We start from the raw sequence: 18,396 nt of genomic DNA, 5'->3' as shown, positions 1-18,396 counted from the left end.
CCTGCCGCCGTCCACATGAGGGGCACTCGATCATGGTTGGGTTGCTGCTCCCGCCTCCACCCGTTCATACGACGAACGATTCTCCGCATCCGCAACTGCGCTTGGCGTTCGGATTTACCACCTTGAAGCCCGACGACATCAGCTCTTCGCCGTAGTCGAGTTCCGAACCGTTCAGATAAAGAAAACTTTTCTTATCGACGATCAGGCGCGCGCCGTCGCGCTCGAAAACCTTGTCGCGCTCCTTGGCCGCGTCGATTTCCATGCGATACTGCAAGCCCGAGCATCCGCCGCCGACCACCTTCACGCGCAGCCCCGCGCCTTCGCCCTTGTCGGCGACCAACTGCTTGATCTTCTGCACCGCACCCTCTGAGAGAGAAATCACTGCCACAAAAATTACGCCTCGCGCGCCTTGGCAGGCTCTTCGATCTGCTCGCCCTTGCGTTTGCGCCAGTCCGTGATCGCAGCCTTGATTGCGTCCTCGGCCAGCACCGAACAATGAATCTTGACCGGCGGCAGGTTCAGCTCCTTCACGATGACCGTATTCTTGATCGTCATCGCTTCGTCGATATGCTTGCCCTTGACCAGTTCGGTCACGTAGCTCGAGCTTGCGATCGCACTGCCGCAGCCGAAGGTCTTGAAGCGCGCATCCTCGATCACGCCCGCATCGCTAATCTTGAGCTGCAGCTTCATCACGTCGCCGCACTCGGGCGCGCCAACCACGCCGGTGCCGACGTTCGCCTCATCCTTGGCGAAACTGCCGACATTGCGCGGGTGGTTGTAGTGCTCAATAACTTTTTCGGAATAAGCCATAATGTCTCCGGCGAATCGTCCACGGCCGCGATCGGCCGCCGATTCCTTCGCTATTGCTTCCAGTTTACCGACTTGAGATCGATTCCTTCTTTGGCCATCTCATAGAGCGGCGACATGTCGCGGAGCCGCTTCACTTCCTTGGTGACGCGCTCGGTCACGTAATCCACTTCCTCTTCCGTGTTGAAACGCCCCAGCCCGAAGCGAATCGAGCTATGCGCCAATTCCTCGTTGATGCCCAACGCGCGAATCACGTATGACGGCTCCAGCGTCGCCGACGTGCACGCCGAGCCCGAACTCACCGCGATATCGTTGATGCCCATCAGCAGCGATTCGCCTTCGACATACGCGAAGCTCACGTTCAGGTTGCCCGGCAGGCGCTCGGTCGGATGCCCATTGACGTAGATTTCGTCGAGACGCTCGAACAGTCCGGCCTCGAGCTTGCTCCTGAGTTGCAGCAAGCGGTGCGATTCCTCGGGCATTGAGTTGCCCGCGATTTCGCACGCGGCGCCGAGCCCGACGATTCCAGGCACGTTCAGCGTGCCCGATCGCATCCCGCGCTCGTGACCGCCGCCATCCATCGTCGGCGTCAGCCGCACGCGCGGTCCCTTCGATCGAACGTAAATCGCGCCGATTCCCTTCGGCCCGTAAATCTTGTGCGCCGTGATCGATGCGAGATCGATTCCGGCCTTCTCCACGTCCACCGGCACCTTGCCGATCGCCTGCACCGCGTCGCAATGAAAAATCACGCCCTTCTCTTTCGCGATCTTGCCGATTTCCGCGATCGGATGCAGCGTGCCGATTTCGTTGTTCGCCCACATGATCGTGATCAGCACGGTCTTGTCGGTAATTGCCTTCCGAACTGCGTCGGGATCGACCATCCCGAATTTATCGACTGGCAGATACGTGACCGTCGCCTTGCCCGCACGTTCCAGCGCGCGGCAACTGTCGAGCACCGCCTTATGCTCGGTCACGCACGTGATGATGTGATTGCCCTTTTCCTTGTAGAACTCGACGACGCCCTTGATTGCGAGGTTGTCCGATTCGGTCGCACCGCTGGTGAAAATGATTTCTTTCGACTTGGCCCCGATCAGCGCCGCGATCTGATTGCGCGCACGATCGACCCCCTCTTCCGCTTCCCAGCCAAAACTGTGATTGCGGCTGGCCGCATTGCCGAACTTCTCCGTGAAGTACGGGAGCATCGCCTCGAGCACGCGCGAATCGACTCGCGTCGTCGCGTGATTGTCCATGTAGACCGGTGTCTTAAGCATCTTTCCTCTGAATGAGTCCCTGCCTCTGAATCTCAGCCTCCAAGCCTCAATCTAACCATCATCGAACCTATAGTGGACTCCTTAGGTATACTATAGCGCGCTGGTCACGGCAATCAAACGAATCGAGCCCCTGAAAAGAATACTGGACCCGTTTAGTCTAGTAAAGAGATTCTTATGGCCTGTCAAGGGGAATCCGCGCTTAACCGAGAGGTCAGAAATGGGAAATCGCGGGCTATTTTTGACGAGGTCTCAGCTCCATCCGGCGCTCTTCACGCCAATCGCTGAAGCCCAATCGATGCCACGCGGCGGAGCCCAGCCAGTTGCGATGCAGCACGCTCAGCGTCACCACCTCGATATCCAGCTTGCGGAACCATTCGAACGCCTCTTCGAGCATCGGCTTCATTAGCCCGCGACCGCGGAAGTTCTCGTCCAAAAAAGCCTGGCTGATATAACCGACGGTCGCCGGCAGCGCGCCGTCCTTCTGGCGCTTGAGACGAATCCACAGATGACCGACGAGCCGCGCGTCGCCATGATCGGCCACCCATACCGCATGATGCTCTCGATTGAGCACCAGCTTGAGCCACTTCGGTGCATCGCGAATCAGAACCCAATCGAATTTCGCGCGCGGGTCGAGCGCCTCTTCATACGAAGCGAGCCCGGCAATCAGGCGCGACAGTTCAGGAATATCGGACTCGATCGCGCGCCGAACCTGAATCGCCATCGAAGGATCCTCCCAGCGCAAGATTTTCAGTTGATATCGGATTCATCGTATACGGCGGCGAGCCTCACGATGTAAACGGTCCGCGATTCGCCGAATCGAAGGCGATCTCCAGCAAGCGATGCTCACTGCGAATCGATTTCAGCGCCGCCTCACGCGTGACTTCGATCTCGCGCCTGATCCACGGTGCGATCCGCTCGATCAATTTATCCGGCGCGTCGAGTTCGTCCGCTTGCACAATTGCCGCCGAGATTTTGCATCTGAGCGCGACCTTCTCGATTCCGTCGGCGCGTTCGAGACTGATCGTCAGCACGATCGAATCGATCGATCGTTCGATCGGCGCCGCGCTTTTGAGTTCGTAGATGCCGCGTCCGGTCTCGATTTTGATCGACATGCCAAAGTGCCGCGCCGAAATCGCGCGCGAGGTTGAAGTTCGCTCAGGCAGCGCGTGAGGAAACCGCGCCGACCCTCCTCCCGCCTTCCCAGAACAGCACGACCGGGCCCGCGATATAGATCGACGAATAGGTGCCGGTGATGAATCCGACCAGCAGTGTGAACGCCGACGGCCGCAGGATCGGCCCGCCAAACGCGAGCAACGAGATCAGCACCGCGATCGCCGTGCCCGAGGTGAGGATGGTTCGCGAGAGCGTTTCATTAATCGCGCGATTCATCACCGACTCGATCGGCTCGCGCCGCCGCTTGGCCGAGTCCTCGCGGATGCGATCCGACACGATGATGGTATCGTGCACCGAGTAGCCGATCACCGTCAGCACCGCCGCCAGCGTCGTGAGGTCGAACTGGAACTGGCTGATCACCAACGCGCCCATCACCACCAGCACGTCGTGAATCAGCGCGATCACTGCGCCTGCGCCGAAGCTCCAACTCACGCGCCGAAATTGAAACGCGATATACGCACCCATGATCAGCGTCGCAACGATCACCGCGAGGAATCCCCGCCGGCGCAGATCGCTGCCGACCTTCGCGCTGACGCTCTCGACGCGCACCACCTTCGCGATGCCGGGACCGTAGGTCTTCTCGAGCGCGCTCTCGAGCTTGGGACCGATACTGCCGATATTCTTCACCGCGCGAAATCCGGCGAGGTACGATCGTCCCGCTTTGCCGAAATCCTGCACGGTGACTTCGCCCAGGTCGAGCGACGCGAGCGATTTCCGAATCGTGTCGCTGTCGGTCTTCTGCTTGAACTCGATTTGCGCGATACTGCCGCCCGCGAAATCGACGCCGTAGTTCAGTCCGCGCGTGAGCAGCAGCACGATCGCCGCAATATTGATCACGGTCGACAGAATAACGAAGAAGTAGCGCTTCCCGACGAAATCGAGATTGATGTCGGGGCGAATCAGCTGTAAGGACATCGGCCCTGTTTATCTTTTCGCTGCCGGATGCACAACCCTAACTGGCCGCGGCGCGCTTGCGCGACGATGCGCGGGTCGAACCGCCCTCTTTCGCCGTCGCCGCGGCTTGCGCCGCCGCGCGCTCCTTCGAGCAGGCGCCGCACAGGTTGTTCTGATTGGCCGGATCTTCGGTCAGCCCGTCGTCGAGTGAATGGCAGACCTTCAGGCATCCCGCGCAGATAAAATAGATGCCTTCGATCGTCTTGTTGATTCGTTCGCGGTTCAGGATTCGCCCGCGGAGTTTCTCGATCCGGATTCCAAGCAACTCGGCGTACTGGCGCTTGATCTTTCGCCGCCCGGCTTCGTCCTTGGGAAGATCCGCATCTTCTTCCGCCTCATCCGACATGTCGCCGAACGAAGCGTATTTGTCGCGCTTCGACGTCTTGCTCTTGCGCGCTCTGCCCATCGAACTGCCTCCGCCGACTGCTGTTAGCGAGTGCGGCCGACGAAGCCGCACGCCTTTTCGCATACCAGGTAGAAGCCTTTGCGGCCGAAGCCGGCGAACTTGGTCACCTTGCTCTCCGCGCCGCACGAGGGACAGAAGTGCTTTTGGAGGATTCCGGCGTTCTTCTCAGCGGTCTTCGCTTTTTTCTCTGCCATGATTCAAATGCTCGACTGTCGAATTTCCCGGATCGTCACCGATCGGATTGTGGGTTTGACGCAAAACAACCCGGCCTGAGAATGAGATCATCTGGCCGGGCGCGGCGTAAAGCGTAAGCGCCCAGGTACTATATAGTCAATAGCACACCCCGCGCGGCAGGGCTATTCGAGCGCGCGCGTGTTGCCCGCGGCTGCGATGCGTGCAAGCGTTGGAGCACTTTGGATTCCCGCCTCAAAGAGAACGACGCCGTCCTCTTCATCGATCGCAAGGGCCGCCGCTACTTGAAGATGATTCGGCCCGGCAAAAAGATTCTCATCCGCGGCGAGATGCGCGCCGAAGATTTGATCGGCGTCGAGGAAGGCTCGCGCGTCAAGTTGTCGACCGGCGAGAAATTTCTGGTGCTGCGTCCGACCTACGCCGATCTGATCCCGCATCTGCCGCGCAGCTCGCAGGTGATCTATCCCAAAGATACCGGTCCGCTGCTGATTTGGGGCGACGTGTTTCCGGGCGCCACCGTGATCGAAGGCGGCACCGGCGCAGGCGCGTTGACGATCGCATTGCTGCGCGCGGGCGGCAAAGAAGGCCGCGTCATCTCGTACGAACTGCGCGAGGATTTCGCCGACGCCGCGCGCAAAAACGTCGCCGCATTTTTCGGTGACGCGCCCAACTGGACAATCAAGGTTCGCGATCTCTACCACGGCTTCGACGAAACCGGCGTCGATCGGATGTTTATGGACATTGCTGAACCGGGGCGAGCGCTCGATATGGCGTCGGACGCGCTCCGTCCCGGCGGCGTGCTGGTCTGCTACGTGCCGACTGCGATTCAGTTGAAAGACACCGTCGAGGCGATCCAGTCGCGCAGCGATTTTGGCGAAGTCGAAAGCTTCGAGACTCTGCTGCGTCATTGGCAGGTCAAGGGACTCAGCGTGCGCCCGCATTTCCGGATGATCGCACATTCGGCATTCATCATCGTCTCCCGCCGCCTCGTCCCGATCGCAGCACCATCGCCGATCAATCCCGCCGAGCCCGTCGAGGTGGTCGGCGATTCTCCCGACCACGATGATTCAGATGTGGTCCTTCCTGGCGACAGCGCCCCCGATGACGATCCAGTGTAATTGAACGATTCCGCCCTTCCGTCCCTCGCCCGTTATTTTTACGGGAGAGGCGGCCGAGGCGCGCAGCGGCGAGGCGGTGAGGGTGCCGGATCGCCCGCCACTGCACTTCCTCGCCCGATGCGCCCCCTCCGTCATCCTGAGCGCAGGCTGCTCTCCCCTCCGTCATCCTGAGCGAAGGCTGCTCCCCTCTGTCATCCTGAGCGGAGGCCGCTTCCCTCGCCTTTGTCCCTGTGCTCGCGTTAACTCGCTTCGGTCAGGATGACAGATCCGCTCACGCTGCTCGTTTAGACCGCCAATCCGTCATCTTGAGGGGAGTCCACCGAAGTCGAGGTATCTGCGCGCCCGCCATTGCACTCCTGTCGGTCGCTTAGCTACCTCTTACCCGATGCCGGAATAGCTCTCTATGAAAGCCACCAAAAAGCGCACACCGACGACTGACGCGATCGAGATCATTCATCGGCGTCACTATGAAGGGCACCCTCAGCGGATGGCCGCACTTGCGGAAGCCGAGGCCAACGACACGATTGCGCGAAAGCTTTGTGCGCTTCGCAAGCGCGCGGGCCTCACCCAACAACAACTCGCCAAACTGGTCGGTACCACCACTTCCGTGATTTCGCGACTCGAAGACGCCGATTACCACGGCCACTCACTTGCGATGCTCGAACGCATCGCCAATGCGTTGAACAAGCGGGTCGAACTGCGCTTCGTCAACGTCAACCGGAAACCCAAAGTCGCGTAGCTTTCAGGCCATGCGAAATGGTTACGCGACGTTGCAGAACATCTCTCGTGAGATTCAGTCTGGCGTGCCTATGCAACCTTTTCGGATGTTACGGTCCCTTTGTCGCTCAGGTGCATGTCGATAAGACGTCAGCGCAAGCACTTGAAAGCGAAGTACGCATCTACAAACCCGCCGACCTTACGGGTGTAAACTACACCACTCTTGGTGAGACAGAGGCGATTTCGTGCAAAAACCAGCTGTGGGATCCATCTCCGACGGAAGGAGACGCGATCTCACAGTTGCGATTCAAAGCATTTACGCGACACGCGAATGGCTTGCTGCTTTGGGGGTGCGAGTCTTACGGAACCGAACTCTCCAAGAATTGTTGGTCTTCGCTAACCTGTCGCGCGACGATGATCTATCTGGACATGCCGCCTACTTATTGAGGCCATTCCTCAAATCACGCTAACGCAGTTCGCTTGCCGTGTGCAGGGCGCGGGAGGTTGTCATCGGAGATGTTGCGGTGAAGCTCGAACTGGCGGGATTGAAAATCTCTGCGCTGCTGAGCGGCGTCCCCTTCGCTTGCGGCTGATTTCCGCCGATACCGCCCGCGATCAGCACCTGCTTCCGCAACTTGCCGGTCGTAAACAGCGTCGCCGTTTGTCCCGCGCGCGCCGATGTCATCGATTGATTGCATCGCAGCGTATCGGTGTTGAAGCCGACGACGCAGTTGAACTCCATCGAATTGGGATCGAAAATTTCCGCCGAGTTGCTGATCACACCCGACGCGCCCGAAAGCGCGCCGCCCGCGATTGCGACCGAGCCGTTGAACCCGCCCGCAAGCAGCACCGAGCCGTCATCAAGCACCGTCGCCGTATGCATCGAGCGCGCTTCGTTCAGAAAGCTCGTCAGCAGCCCAAATTGTCCCGACGCCGGATCGTAAATTTCAGCCGAGCTATCCTTCAGGAAAAAGCTCGAACCACCTCCGCCGCCCGCGATCATCACCTTGCCCGCCAGCGGCCCGGCCTTGAGTATCGTGCTGGTATGCGCCGCGCGCTGATGGTCCATCGCCGTGCCGGTCGGCGTGAATGTATTCGCGGCAGGATCGTAAACGTCCGCTGAATTCGTAGTATCGCCGAAAAGATTGGTCGCGCCGCCGGTGATCAGCACCTTGCCGCCAGGCAGCAAAGTCGCGCCGTGAAACACGCGATGGTCGCTCATCGTGTTGCTCGTCGGCGTGAATTTCCCCGTCGCCGGATCGTAAAGTTCCGCGCTTGCGAGCACGCTGCCGTTGTTATCGAGCCCGCCCGCGATCAGCACCTTGCCACTGGCGAGCAGCGTCGCGGTGAAGCCCATCCGCGGCACCGTCATCTCGGAAACTGCGCTGGACGATCCCGTCGCCTCGTCGAAAATCTCCGCCGCACTCACCACGTTGCCTTCCAGGCTCAGCGTGAAGTGATTGATCGATGCGCCCCCGCTGAAGCCGCCGGCCAGCAGCACCTTGCTCGATGCAATCGCGATCGCCGCGCCGCCCGCGCGATTCGAGATCGCGCTGCCGGTCACGACGAATTTCTGCGCCGCCTGATCGAAGAATTCCGTTTTGGCGAGAGTTCGGAGCGATGCGCCCGCGCCGCCCGCGATCAACACGTCGCCCGGCGCCGGCTTCGCGGCATTCGCGCTTCGCGGCGGAGCGATCTCATCAAGCGGAATCGACGCAGTCGTGGAATCGCCCGACGGCGCGACGCCTTCATTGATGCATCCGATCGCCGCAACGAGGCTGAGCATCGCGATCGCCGCAATTGCGGCCGCCGCCCACCGCGATCTTGTGTTCAAATATTTGCTCAATATTGCCGGCTCTGCAGTATCGAACGTTCAATCTTATACCTTGGGCTAGCGATGGAAAAGTGATCCGAAAAAGCCTCCCACCTTGCTGAATACATCCGATGCAGCGCGATTTGCCGCCGCGGCCGGCTGCGCAAACGGTGCCGCGGGATTCGATCCGCCCCAGATAGGATTCGGCGCCACGCCGCTCGTGAAGATGCCACCGCCGTGGATCGGGCAGTACTCGGTCGGCGCGGTGCCGATCAGAAACGGCAGCGCGACCGGCTTCGGACACGACGGCGTCGCCAGCCCGCCCGATTCCGGATCGATACTCGCCATCACGATTCCCGACGGCTCGGGGAAATCCTGCGGATCGGCCGGCGCCGAATCGTGCATGATTTGCACCCACGCCGGCAACGCCGCCTGCGCGCCCGTCAACCCCAGGCTCTGCGGCGCGTCGAAGCCGACCCACACGCCGCACACGATCTCCGGCGTGTAGCCGACGAAGTACGCATCCTTGTAATCCTGCGTGGTGCCGGTCTTCCCGGCGGCGGGAAAATCGAGCCCGAGCCGTCCCGCGCTCGCGCCGGTCCCGTATTTCATCACCGCTTTCAAGGCGCCGGTGATCAGATACGCGACCGCCGGATTGATCACGCGATTGTCCGCATCCTCGTGATGATAAATTTCGTGATCCTTCGCGTCGATCACCGATTCGATCGCATACGGCGGCGATTGCGATCCTCCGCTGGCGAACACCTGGTAGGCCGACGTCAGTTCCAGCAGCGTGGTCTCGTCGGCGCCGATCGAAATCGGCAATACCGCCTGAAGCTCCTGCCGGATTCCAAGCTCATGCGCTGTCTTCACGATAAGGCCGGGCCCGAGCCGGCTCCCGACGTACGCGGTCGGCACGTTGAGCGACTCGAACAGCGCTTTCACCACCGTCACCTGCGGCTCGTAGGTGCGCTCATAGTTCGCCGGCGTCCATCCGTTGAAGCTCATCGGCTCGTCGGGCAGCATCGAGGCGAGTGTGAGCGGCGGCGAGAACGGCGCGCGCTCCGGGTCGAGGGCAGCGAGATAGACGATCGGCTTGAATGCCGACCCGGGCTGGCGCAGCGCCGTCGCCGCGCGATTGAACTGGCTCTGCGAGTAGTCGCGCCCGCCGATCAGCGCGCGAATCGCGCCCGATCCCGCATCCAGCACCACCGCCGACGTCTGCAGCTTGGCGGCGTTCGCCGTCCGCCGGAGCTTGCTGTGATTTTTCTCGAGCGCCTCGATATTGGTCGTGATCGCATCGACGGTGTCGGCCTGTATTTCAGTGTCGAGCGTGGTGAAAACCTTCAGCCCCGCGAGGTTGCCGTCGAAGCCGGGAATCTTGTTCACCTGCGAAATAACGTAGTCGGTGAAATACGGCGCGCGCCGCAGCCCCGGCGGCTTGCTGATCTTGAGTGGCGTCGCGATCGCCGACGCATAGGTCGCGTCATCGATCACGCCGGCGCTCTTCATCACCCCCAGCACCACGTTGCGCCGCCGCGTGCAGGCCTCCGGATGCCGCCGCGGATCGTACATCGTCGGCGCCTGCACCATCCCGATCAGCGTCGCCGCTTCAGCCGGCGTCACCTGGCCCAAGTCCTTGTTGAAGAAATACCGCGCCGCCTGCGGCATCCCCTGAATCGGCGTGCCTTCGTACGATCCCATCGCGACGTCGTTGATATAGCGTTCGAGGATTTGCGCTTTCTTGAGGCGAATCTCGAGCACGATCGCGACCGCGAGCTCGCGGAACTTACGCTTGAAGCTGCGTTCGCGGCGCTCCATGAAAGTACGCGCCAGTTGCTGCGTCAGCGTGCTCGCGCCAGAGGCCAGGCGATGCGCCCGCAAATCGACGAACGCCGCTTCGATAATCCGGATCGGATTGATTCCCGGATGATAGTAAAAATACTGGTCCTCGGTCGCGAGCAATCCGTTCACGAGGTACGGCTTCTGATTCGCGAGCTGGATTTCGACGCGCTCGGCCGGCGTGCCGGGGAAGAGCCGCCCGATCGCCTCCGGCTCGAGCATCGCGTCGCGCGTCGATGCGCCCGCCTGATCGTTTACCGCCGTGATCTGCGTGCCCTTGAGGCGCACCAGCACCCACTCGGCCGGATACTGCCTCGCACCTTGGTGAAATCCTCGGAGAAAGATCGCGATTGCCGACGGTGAGCTCGCGTACTCCCCGGGCGTCTGCGCCGCCGCGGCCGCCGTGTAGCTGAGCGACGTCAGCCGATCGAGCAGCAGGCTGTGATTGATATCATCGCCCGCCCGAATCACGTGCGGCGCCGAGAAAATTGCCGACGACAGCGCCGCCCGCCGCTGCTCGATCATCGCCGAGATGTCGGCATAGACCTGTGCGAGGTAAAATCCGGTCGCGAAGAGCACAAGCACGCCCGCGCCCGCCGCGAGGTTCCGTACCCGCCATCCGCGAATCCGCCACTCTTTTTTCGTTACCGGCTTTTTCTTCGCAGCCGCTGGTCGTCCGCCACCCATCTCTCATCGCCTCAACTCTGATCGCTGCCGCCACACATGATAGCAACAGTTGGATCGCCGCAAATCACCCGCTCACCTAATCAAGCGTACCGCCCGCGTCTGACACGGTCCAAACGCCCCGCTTCGACGGCCCCTTCGGAACCTACTGCTTGTAACCGAAGCGGCGGAGCATCGCGTGACGATCGGCCCGCGCGGCGTCATCCTCGATTCCCTTAGGCGAGCTGCCATCGATCACCCCGACGACGCCGCGGCCATCTCCCTCCTCTACGACGATTACGCGGAGCGGATTCGCCGTCGCGCAAAACACCGTGCATACTTCGGTGACCGATTTGATTTGATTGAGCACGTTGACCGGGAATGCATTGCCGAGCATCACGACGAATACGTGCCCCGCGCCGATTGCCGATGCCGCATCGACTGCCGCCCGCTCGAGTACTTCGTCGGTGCCCGTATGCCGAATCAGACACGGTCCCGACGCCTCGCAGAACGCCACGCCGAACTTGATCCCTGGCACCGCCTGCACCATCGCCTCGTACACGTCCTCGACGGTCTTGATAAAGTGCGCCTGCCCGACGATCACGTTCGCGTCTTGCGGCATCGAAATCTCAACGGCTTTCAGTTCCATATTTATTGCCTCTTCGCGTTCGACCGTGGATGATATGCAACAGGATGCGGCGCCGGAAGTGAGTGAAATCTTACTCCGGCCGATGGAGGAGGTGCGGTGGCAACTCAGCTAACCCTTCGCACAAATTCTCGAACGACTTCGATGCCGGCGTATTTTTACCGGCTGTCGCAACGCGCGCAGCGGACCTATCTCAGAGGCGATTCGATCGAGCGCTTCGACTTTGTCGTGAGTCCCAATGCACGCATCGCGCTCGACGCTCTCCTTCGCGCGCTGGAATCTGACAATCTCGCTACCACCACCGCTTGCGCGCAGGCGCTTGCCTCCGAGGTGTGCCGTCTGCTCGGCGCGCCGCTAGTTCGCGTCCAGGCGAAAGGCGTCCGCCCGCGCAATTCCCGCAGCGAACTGCACGGGCTCTATCATCTGTTCGATCCGCGCCGCCGCCAGCCGCCGTATATCGAACTATGGATGCGCACCGCGCAGCGCCACGACGTCGTGAAGCCGCGCACCTTCGTGCGCACGCTGATGCACGAAGTCGGGCATCATCTCGATTACGCGCTGCTGCGGCTCGATAACTCATTCCACAACAGCGGCTTCTTCAAGCGCGAATCCTCGCTGGTGCGCGCGCTGTTCGATTCCGCACCGGCTTGACATCGCCGCCGTCGATCCCGATAGCTATTGCCCGATAGGTATTGCCCGATAGCTATTGTAGCGATGCGGTTTCGGCTGTGCGGCGCTCTCTATGCCCCGTCCTGAAAAACAGCGGTGGGAGAAATGGCGACTGGTATGGGATTCTTTCAGAAGTTACGCTCCTCGGCGCTTAGCCGAACGAGTTTGCTCGAGGAACTGGCGGTGTTGACCGGCCATAATCACGGTCTCGCCGAGCGGCTGCGGCGCCACGCCGAGATGTGCAAGTTCTCGAACCTGCGCCAGGGCGTCGCGGCGCTCGCGGAGAGCGAGGCTGCGCACTTCAAGACGCTGAACTCGATTCTTTCCGACAATAATGTGTGGGCGAAATTGCCCGAGGCGCCGCTCCACGACGGATCGAGCAACTGGGCGCGTCTCGGCGGCGATCTCGAAGTGCTCGGATCGCTCGCGGCGGAACTGCGGCTCGCCGCGGTCAAATGGGAATCGATCGACGAGGCGATCGCGGAAGTCATCCGCCGCATTTCTAACGAAGATGACGAGCACGAAAGCGCGCTCCGCAAGCTCGCGCTGAAGTGCGATCCACAAGCCTTGGACTAAGCGCCGACTTCGCGCGCAGTGCCGAGCTACAGATATTGCTTCAGGCCGCGGCGCTGCAGTTCCTTGACGATACGTCCGATATCCTGCGAGCGATCGCGATGCGCGATCAGGATCGCGTCGCCAGTATCGACCACGACCAGATCGCTCACGCCAAACAGCGCCAGCAGCCGCGTGTCCGAATGCGCCAGCACCCGCTCCGAATCCATCGGCATCACGTTGCCGCGGAGCACGTTGCCGCTCTTGTCTTTCACCGCCGACCAGAGTCCGTCCCACGAGCCGACATCGTGCCAGGCGAATCGCGCGCGCACGCCGAGGATATTGCGGCTCTTCTCGATCAACTCGAAATCAAACGAATTGAATACGAGCGTCGGATAGAAGCGCTCGATCTCGCTCACTTTCATCGTGCGAAATTTCTCGGCGGCGGTCGCCAGCGCGGGACAATGCTCCGACAGTTCGCGCGCCAGCACCTGCGTGGACATCACGAACATCCCGGCGTTCCACAAATACTTGCCCGATCGCACCATCCGCCGCGCCAGCGCGGGCGCCGGCTTCTCGACGAATCGCTCGACCTTGAATCCGCGCCCAACTTTCGCGCCGATTTTCTGATAGCCATAACCGGATTCGGCGCGCGTCGGAGTAATTCCAAGCACCACGATCGAATCGAGCGCCGCCGCGAGACCGATTGCGTCGCCCAGCGTGCGGCGAAATCCGTCGGCGGGCGTGATGTAGTGATCGGCGGGCATCACCGCGATAATCCCATCGCCGTGCCGGCGTTGTATTATCGCCGCCCCGTACGCGATCGCGACCGCAGTGCCGCGCGCCACCGGCTCTAGAATCAGGTTGCGCGCGGGAATCAGCCCGCGTAGCTCGCGCCGAAACGGCACGCGATGCACGCCCGCGGCCAGCACGAAAATTCGCTCGCGCGGAATCGCAATCGACAGCCGCGAGATCGTGTTGGCGAGCAGGCTGGTTTTGCCGTCGATCGAAAAAAGCGGCTTTGGCCTGACCTCGCGGCTGGCGGGCCAGAAGCGGGTGCCGCGTCCGCCGGCGATTATCAGCGCCGACGCGCCGATGGCTCCTGGAGCCATCACGCTAGTTGGCGCCGAGCTCGCGGAGCTTGGCGTCGAACAGCTCGCGGATTTCGCCGAGGCGCTTTTCGCTGGTCGCCTCGAAACGCGTCACCAGCGCGGGCTGCGTGTTCGAGGCGCGCACCAGGCCCCATCCGTCGGCGAAATTTACGCGCACACCGTCGATATCGGTGACGTCGTAGTGCTGGCGAAAATATTCGGCGGCGGCGCTCACGATTTGGAATTTGCGATCGTCGGTGCAATCGACGCGAATTTCTGGCGTGAAAAAACTCCGCGGAAGATCGCTTAGAATCGTGGCCAGTCCGCGCCCTTCGCGGCTCAAGATTTCCAGCAATCGAAACGACGCATAGATCGCGTCGTCGAAGCCGTAGTAGCGGTCGGCGAAAAACATGTGCCCGCTCATCTCGCCCGCGAGCGCCGCGCTCTCCGCCTTGAGCTTGCTCTTGATCAGCGAATGGCCGGTCTTCCACATGATCGGCCGGCCGCCGTGGCGCGCGATATCGTCGTACATCCGCTTCGAGCATTTGACGTCGCCGATAATGGTCGCGCCGGGCCGCTCTTTCAGGATCGCGCGCGAAAACGCGACCATCAATTCGTCGCCCCACACGATCTTGCCGTTTTCGTCGACTGCGCCAACGCGATCGGCGTCGCCGTCGTAAGCAATCCCGATTGCGGCGCGATTTTTTTTCACCGCCGCGATCAAATCGCGCATGTTCTCCTCGACCGTCGGATCGGGATGATGATTCGGGAAGCGGCCATCCATCTCGGTGTATAGCTCGATCACGTCGAGGCCAAGCTGCTTCATCAATGGCGCCGCGATCACGCCGCCGCATCCGTTGCCGCCGTCCACCACCACCTTGAGTCCCGCCTTCAGCTTGAACTGCGACAGGATCAACGCGTTGTAGTCGGGAATCACCGCCCGCTCGGTTACGTTCCCCGGTTTGCCGGTCGTCACGAAGTCGCGCCGCTCGATTATTTCGCGCAGCTTCTGAATCTCGGCGCCGTAAATCGTGGCCGGCCCGACCCCGAGCTTGAATCCATTGTACTCGGCGGCGTTGTGGCTGCCGGTGATCATCACACCGCCGTCCATCTTCCAGCTCAGCACTGAAAAATAAAGCAGTGGCGTCGGCGCCACGCCGATGTCCACGACGTCGATGCCCGCCTCGAGCAGTCCTTCGAGCAGGCGACCTCGCAGTCTGTCCGATGATAGCCGGCAATCCCGTCCAAGCGTGATCGTCTTCGCTCCCGCGCGATGCAACAGGGTCGCGTACCCGCGGCCCAGATCGGTTACAAACGCGTCGTCGAAATCCTGCTCGACGATGCCGCGAATGTCGTACTCTCGAAAAACCTGCGAATTCATCATCAATCCATTGGGGCTTGCGGTTACGGTTGAAGTTAATGTCAGTGAGCGACGATCCGCGCGGCTCCAGTGGCCACCCTGAAGCTCCGCGGATAATATTGCAGTCTGTGGCAGCGAGTAGTTCAGTGCAAGCAGGTGGCAGATGAGCGAGACCCCCGCGTCACCCCCGTCGGAAAAACCGGTCGCACTGGTGACCGGCGCCGGACGCGGAATCGGCCGCGCGATCGCGCTCGAGCTGGCGGCGTCGGGCTTCTCGCTATGCCTCGTCGCTCGCAGCCGCGAGCAGCTTGAAGAGACGCGCTCGCTGACCGATCTCCCGCACGAGCGATCGCTAATCGTGCTGATCGATTTGGCCGGCGGCGACGCGCCCGACGCCGTGATCCACACCGTGCTCGATTGCTACGGACGCCTCGACTTGCTCGTGAACAACGCGGGCTGGGCGCCGCCGCGCGCTTCGATAACGCGGATGCGCGCCGAAGATCTGGATCGAATCATCGCGGTGAATCTGCGCGCGCCGATCGCGCTGGCGCGGCTCGCGGCGCTCCAGATGACCAAGCAAGGCAACGGCGCGATCATTAACATTTGTTCTTCTGCGGGCCACAAAACGCCTGCGGGAGAAGCGGTTTACGCAGCGTCGAAAGCGGGCCTGATCGCATTTACGCGCGCCTCATTCCAGGATTTGCGCGCGAGTGGAATCAAGCTCGCCGCGATTTCGCCCGGATTGGTCGACACCTGCCTGATTCCGCCGAACAAGCGCCTCGACCGCGCGACGATGCTCGCGCCGGGCGACGTCGCGCACGCGGTGATGCAAATCGTCAATTCGCCGATGCGCGCATGCCCGGTCGAGATCGCGCTCGAGCCGCAGTTCGATCCGGAGCGCTCGCGATAAGCACGCGGCTCGAAATCGCGCGCCGCGCGCGGATGTCCTTTACCGCGAGATTTGCGCTCGCTGTCGCCGCCGGCCTGCTCGCCGCGATCGTCGCCGCTCCCATCGTCGCGACGGCAATTCATTCGGCGGGATGGAACTTCCCATTTCCACGCATCTTCGATCGAGTCGTGATGGCGACCTTGCTGATCGCGATTCTGTGGACCGTTCGCGATTTGAAGTTTGTGCCTTTGCTGCGCGCCGGCTTCAGCGCACCCGCGAGCAACTGGAGCAACGCAATGCGAGGCCTCGCCGTATCGCTCTGCGCGATCGCGATACTGTTTGCGCTCGCGGCGATCGTCAGCGGACGCGGGCTCCGCGCCTTCGGCCCCGTCGTCCCGCGTTTGCCGAAGTATTTCCTCTCGGCGATCGTGATCGCGACTATCGAAGAAACTTTTTTCCGCGGATTCCTGCTGGCCGGAATGAAAAGCGATTTCGGCGTGCGCGGCGCGCTGCTCGTCAGCTCGGCAATTTACGCGCTCGCGCATCTCGTCCGCTCACCGGCGCGTTTCTTCGTCACTGGTTACGAGCCGATGGCCGGTCTCGTCACGCTCGGCCACAGCCTCGATCAGTTCGCGAATCCTGCCGTCGCGATTCCCGCGCTGGTCGGACTTTTCCTGCTCGGTATCGTACTCGGCAAAGCATTCCTGCTCACTGGCACGGTGTATTTCTCGATCGGGCTGCACGCTGGCTTCGTGCTCGGCGCCAAACTGTGGCCGAAGATCGTGCTCGGCAGATTTGCGATGCCGTGGTGGATCGCCGGTGGCGGCGCAGTTCCGCTGATCGGTGGCGCCGCCGCATGGCTCATGGCCGCGGCCATCCTCCTGTTATTGAAGCCACTGTCTGGAGTGCGAACGCCTCCAAGCGTATATGCCGCCGCGGAAGAAGTAAGTCCAAGGAGTGGTGGACGCGAAATGCCTCTCAAACCCGGTAATGAAGGCAAAGATCCGACTAGATCAAGGCCTTTTGCGAAGTAGCTATCCCAGTTCGTAAGTTAGTGTCCGCCAAAAAAGACAGCAAGCGCGGTTCAGTGAAGCTGAAGTTAACACTGTTTTGAAGAAACCCTGCCTGCGCATTCGATACGGCACGTACTCCGATTGAAGTGCCTCGCTAACCAAGTCACTATGTGGACTATGCAACCGTCCACGTTAACAATCCATGAAGTTTTCGAAAAAGAACGCCGATATACCGTTCCTTTGTTTCAACGCTCCTACGTCTGGACTGAGGAGGGAGAATGGGAACCGCTCTGGAGCGACATCGAACGTCAAGCGAACAATTCACTCCAAACCCTCTCAAATGATCGACAATCAACGACAAGTCACTTTTTAGGAGCAATAGTACTCAACGTTGCTAAAGTCTTTGGTAGGGGATTGGCGCGTTCGGAGATAATCGACGGTCAACAAAGGCTGACAACGCTACAAATATTTCTAGCAGCCTTGCGCGATTTCGCCCAGAATGTGGAAAGAGATGTCGCAGAAACTGCGAAACGTCTTACCTTAAATCCGCTCCGCGACCCGAAGTCCGACGAGCGTTTTAAAGTCTGGCCTACTAATGCTGATCGACTCGTTTTTATGAACGTCTTGGAAGCTGGATCGCTTGATGAAGTGCTCGCTCGATTCGGAAAGACCCCGCTTGGTGGGAAGACGGCGATGCCAAGGATGGCTGAAGCCTATAAATTCTTCTTTAACGCCATTCAGCAATTTGTCGAAGAAGATTGTCCGAGCGAGACCAGTAGTCCAGATAGGTATCAGGGCACAAAGCTTAGCCAAGGTGATCGGCTCTATGCGATTCTTCATGCGCTCAAAACGAGTCTTCAATTTGTTGTGATAGAACTCGAGGAAAAGGATGATCCGCAAGTCATTTTTGAAACTCTAAACGCACGAGGACAACCACTTCTTCCGTCGGACTTGATTCGCAATACGGTGTTTTTGGACGCGTCCTACAAAGGAATTGACATAGATTCGCTGTATCAAAAGTACTGGCGACATTTCGATGAGCGTCGAAGTCCGTCGCCCGACGATCGCGGTGAAGATCGCTTTTGGCATCAATTTGAGAGGCAGGGTAGGCTCTTACGCCCTAGCAGGCTGCGGAAAAACGACGGGTTTTCCGCTTGGCAGTGTATAGTGGAGTAGGAAGTGGTTGGAGGAGGAGGTAGCGGTGATGCGCGGGGCGGACC

Annotated in this window: 21 protein-coding genes; 8 read left to right on the top strand and 13 right to left on the bottom strand. The window is 60.7% G+C overall.

Going from position 1 to position 18,396, the window contains the following annotated elements:
• Positions 1-64: 64 nt before the first annotated feature.
• From Q7S58_RS01845 to Q7S58_RS01810, 8 genes are all read right to left on the bottom strand, one after another.
• Entirely contained in the window at positions 65-388 is a 324-nt protein-coding gene (locus tag Q7S58_RS01845; protein ID WP_304820206.1) for an iron-sulfur cluster assembly accessory protein, read from the bottom strand.
• A gap of 5 nt (positions 389-393) precedes the next feature.
• The gene (gene iscU / locus Q7S58_RS01840) at positions 394-810 is read right to left on the bottom strand and encodes a Fe-S cluster assembly scaffold IscU (protein ID WP_304820204.1); all 417 of its coding nucleotides are present in this window, start codon (positions 808-810) and stop codon (positions 394-396) included.
• Between the two features lie 50 nt (positions 811-860).
• Entirely contained in the window at positions 861-2,078 is a 1,218-nt protein-coding gene (locus Q7S58_RS01835; protein WP_304820202.1) for an IscS subfamily cysteine desulfurase, read from the bottom strand.
• Between the two features lie 232 nt (positions 2,079-2,310).
• Positions 2,311-2,799 carry a GNAT family N-acetyltransferase gene (locus Q7S58_RS01830; RefSeq protein WP_304820200.1) on the bottom strand — a complete coding sequence of 163 codons (489 nt, stop codon included), beginning with the start codon at positions 2,797-2,799 and terminating at the stop codon, positions 2,311-2,313.
• A gap of 64 nt (positions 2,800-2,863) precedes the next feature.
• Positions 2,864-3,190: a hypothetical protein gene (locus tag Q7S58_RS01825; protein ID WP_304820198.1), complete on the bottom strand. Its 327-nt coding sequence runs from the start codon at positions 3,188-3,190 to the stop codon at positions 2,864-2,866.
• A 43-nt stretch (positions 3,191-3,233) separates the two neighbouring features.
• Positions 3,234-4,166 (bottom strand): protein translocase subunit SecF, encoded by a 933-nt coding sequence (gene secF, locus Q7S58_RS01820; RefSeq protein ID WP_304820196.1) that lies wholly within the window; start codon positions 4,164-4,166, stop codon positions 3,234-3,236.
• A gap of 37 nt (positions 4,167-4,203) precedes the next feature.
• Positions 4,204-4,611 (bottom strand): hypothetical protein, encoded by a 408-nt coding sequence (locus Q7S58_RS01815; protein WP_304820194.1) that lies wholly within the window; start codon positions 4,609-4,611, stop codon positions 4,204-4,206.
• Positions 4,612-4,634: 23 nt separating this feature from the next.
• Positions 4,635-4,805, bottom strand: a complete 171-nt coding sequence (locus Q7S58_RS01810; RefSeq protein ID WP_304820192.1) for a hypothetical protein — start codon at positions 4,803-4,805, stop codon at positions 4,635-4,637.
• A gap of 219 nt (positions 4,806-5,024) precedes the next feature.
• On the opposite strand from Q7S58_RS01810, the gene Q7S58_RS01805 reads away from it, so the two are divergent.
• The 3 genes from Q7S58_RS01805 to rcsF all read left to right on the top strand — a co-directional run bounded on the left by Q7S58_RS01805 (position 5,025) and on the right by rcsF (position 7,085).
• Positions 5,025-5,921, top strand: coding sequence for a tRNA (adenine-N1)-methyltransferase (locus Q7S58_RS01805; protein WP_304820190.1), 897 nt, complete (start codon positions 5,025-5,027; stop codon positions 5,919-5,921).
• 403 nt (positions 5,922-6,324) lie between these two features.
• Positions 6,325-6,660 (top strand): helix-turn-helix transcriptional regulator, encoded by a 336-nt coding sequence (locus tag Q7S58_RS01800; protein WP_304820188.1) that lies wholly within the window; start codon positions 6,325-6,327, stop codon positions 6,658-6,660.
• 17 nt (positions 6,661-6,677) lie between these two features.
• On the top strand, positions 6,678-7,085 hold the full coding sequence (rcsF, locus tag Q7S58_RS21955) for an Rcs stress response system protein RcsF (protein ID WP_370655434.1): 408 nt from the start codon (positions 6,678-6,680) through the stop codon (positions 7,083-7,085).
• Between the two features lie 19 nt (positions 7,086-7,104).
• Here rcsF and Q7S58_RS01795 read toward each other — a convergent pair whose 3' ends face one another.
• The 3 genes from Q7S58_RS01795 to Q7S58_RS01785 all read right to left on the bottom strand — a co-directional run bounded on the left by Q7S58_RS01795 (position 7,105) and on the right by Q7S58_RS01785 (position 11,605).
• Positions 7,105-8,424: a kelch repeat-containing protein gene (locus Q7S58_RS01795; protein ID WP_304820187.1), complete on the bottom strand. Its 1,320-nt coding sequence runs from the start codon at positions 8,422-8,424 to the stop codon at positions 7,105-7,107.
• Positions 8,425-8,529: 105 nt separating this feature from the next.
• Positions 8,530-10,980: a transglycosylase domain-containing protein gene (locus Q7S58_RS01790; RefSeq protein ID WP_304820185.1), complete on the bottom strand. Its 2,451-nt coding sequence runs from the start codon at positions 10,978-10,980 to the stop codon at positions 8,530-8,532.
• Positions 10,981-11,122: 142 nt separating this feature from the next.
• Positions 11,123-11,605: an adenosine-specific kinase gene (locus Q7S58_RS01785; protein WP_304820183.1), complete on the bottom strand. Its 483-nt coding sequence runs from the start codon at positions 11,603-11,605 to the stop codon at positions 11,123-11,125.
• A gap of 141 nt (positions 11,606-11,746) precedes the next feature.
• Here Q7S58_RS01785 and Q7S58_RS01780 point away from each other — a divergent pair, with 141 nt between their 5' ends.
• Together Q7S58_RS01780 and Q7S58_RS01775 are read left to right on the top strand one after the other, a co-directional pair.
• Positions 11,747-12,253 carry a hypothetical protein gene (locus tag Q7S58_RS01780; protein WP_304820181.1) on the top strand — a complete coding sequence of 169 codons (507 nt, stop codon included), beginning with the start codon at positions 11,747-11,749 and terminating at the stop codon, positions 12,251-12,253.
• A 123-nt stretch (positions 12,254-12,376) separates the two neighbouring features.
• Positions 12,377-12,847: a hypothetical protein gene (locus tag Q7S58_RS01775; RefSeq protein WP_304820179.1), complete on the top strand. Its 471-nt coding sequence runs from the start codon at positions 12,377-12,379 to the stop codon at positions 12,845-12,847.
• 26 nt (positions 12,848-12,873) lie between these two features.
• Here Q7S58_RS01775 and Q7S58_RS01770 read toward each other — a convergent pair whose 3' ends face one another.
• On the bottom strand, positions 12,874-13,935 hold the full coding sequence (locus Q7S58_RS01770) for a mannose-1-phosphate guanylyltransferase (RefSeq protein WP_304820177.1): 1,062 nt from the start codon (positions 13,933-13,935) through the stop codon (positions 12,874-12,876).
• A gap of 4 nt (positions 13,936-13,939) precedes the next feature.
• Positions 13,940-15,295 carry a phosphomannomutase/phosphoglucomutase gene (locus Q7S58_RS01765; RefSeq protein WP_370655436.1) on the bottom strand — a complete coding sequence of 452 codons (1,356 nt, stop codon included), beginning with the start codon at positions 15,293-15,295 and terminating at the stop codon, positions 13,940-13,942.
• A gap of 142 nt (positions 15,296-15,437) precedes the next feature.
• Between Q7S58_RS01765 and Q7S58_RS01760 the strand changes: the two genes are divergently transcribed.
• The 3 genes from Q7S58_RS01760 (at position 15,438) to Q7S58_RS01750 (ending at position 18,352) form a co-directional block, all read left to right on the top strand.
• Complete coding sequence (locus Q7S58_RS01760) at positions 15,438-16,184, top strand: SDR family oxidoreductase (RefSeq protein ID WP_304820173.1); 747 nt, start codon at positions 15,438-15,440, stop codon at positions 16,182-16,184.
• 32 nt (positions 16,185-16,216) lie between these two features.
• Positions 16,217-17,197 (top strand): CPBP family intramembrane glutamic endopeptidase, encoded by a 981-nt coding sequence (locus Q7S58_RS01755; protein WP_304820171.1) that lies wholly within the window; start codon positions 16,217-16,219, stop codon positions 17,195-17,197.
• Positions 17,198-17,344: 147 nt separating this feature from the next.
• Complete coding sequence (locus tag Q7S58_RS01750; protein WP_304820169.1) at positions 17,345-18,352, top strand: DUF262 domain-containing protein; 1,008 nt, start codon at positions 17,345-17,347, stop codon at positions 18,350-18,352.
• Positions 18,353-18,396: the final 44 nt, after the last annotated feature.

It is taken from the genome of Candidatus Binatus sp. (genome assembly GCF_030646925.1).
GTDB lineage: Bacteria > Desulfobacterota > Binatia > Binatales > Binataceae > Binatus.
Note: the sequence above shows the minus strand (reverse complement) of the source record. Positions and strands in the feature narration are given on the sequence as shown.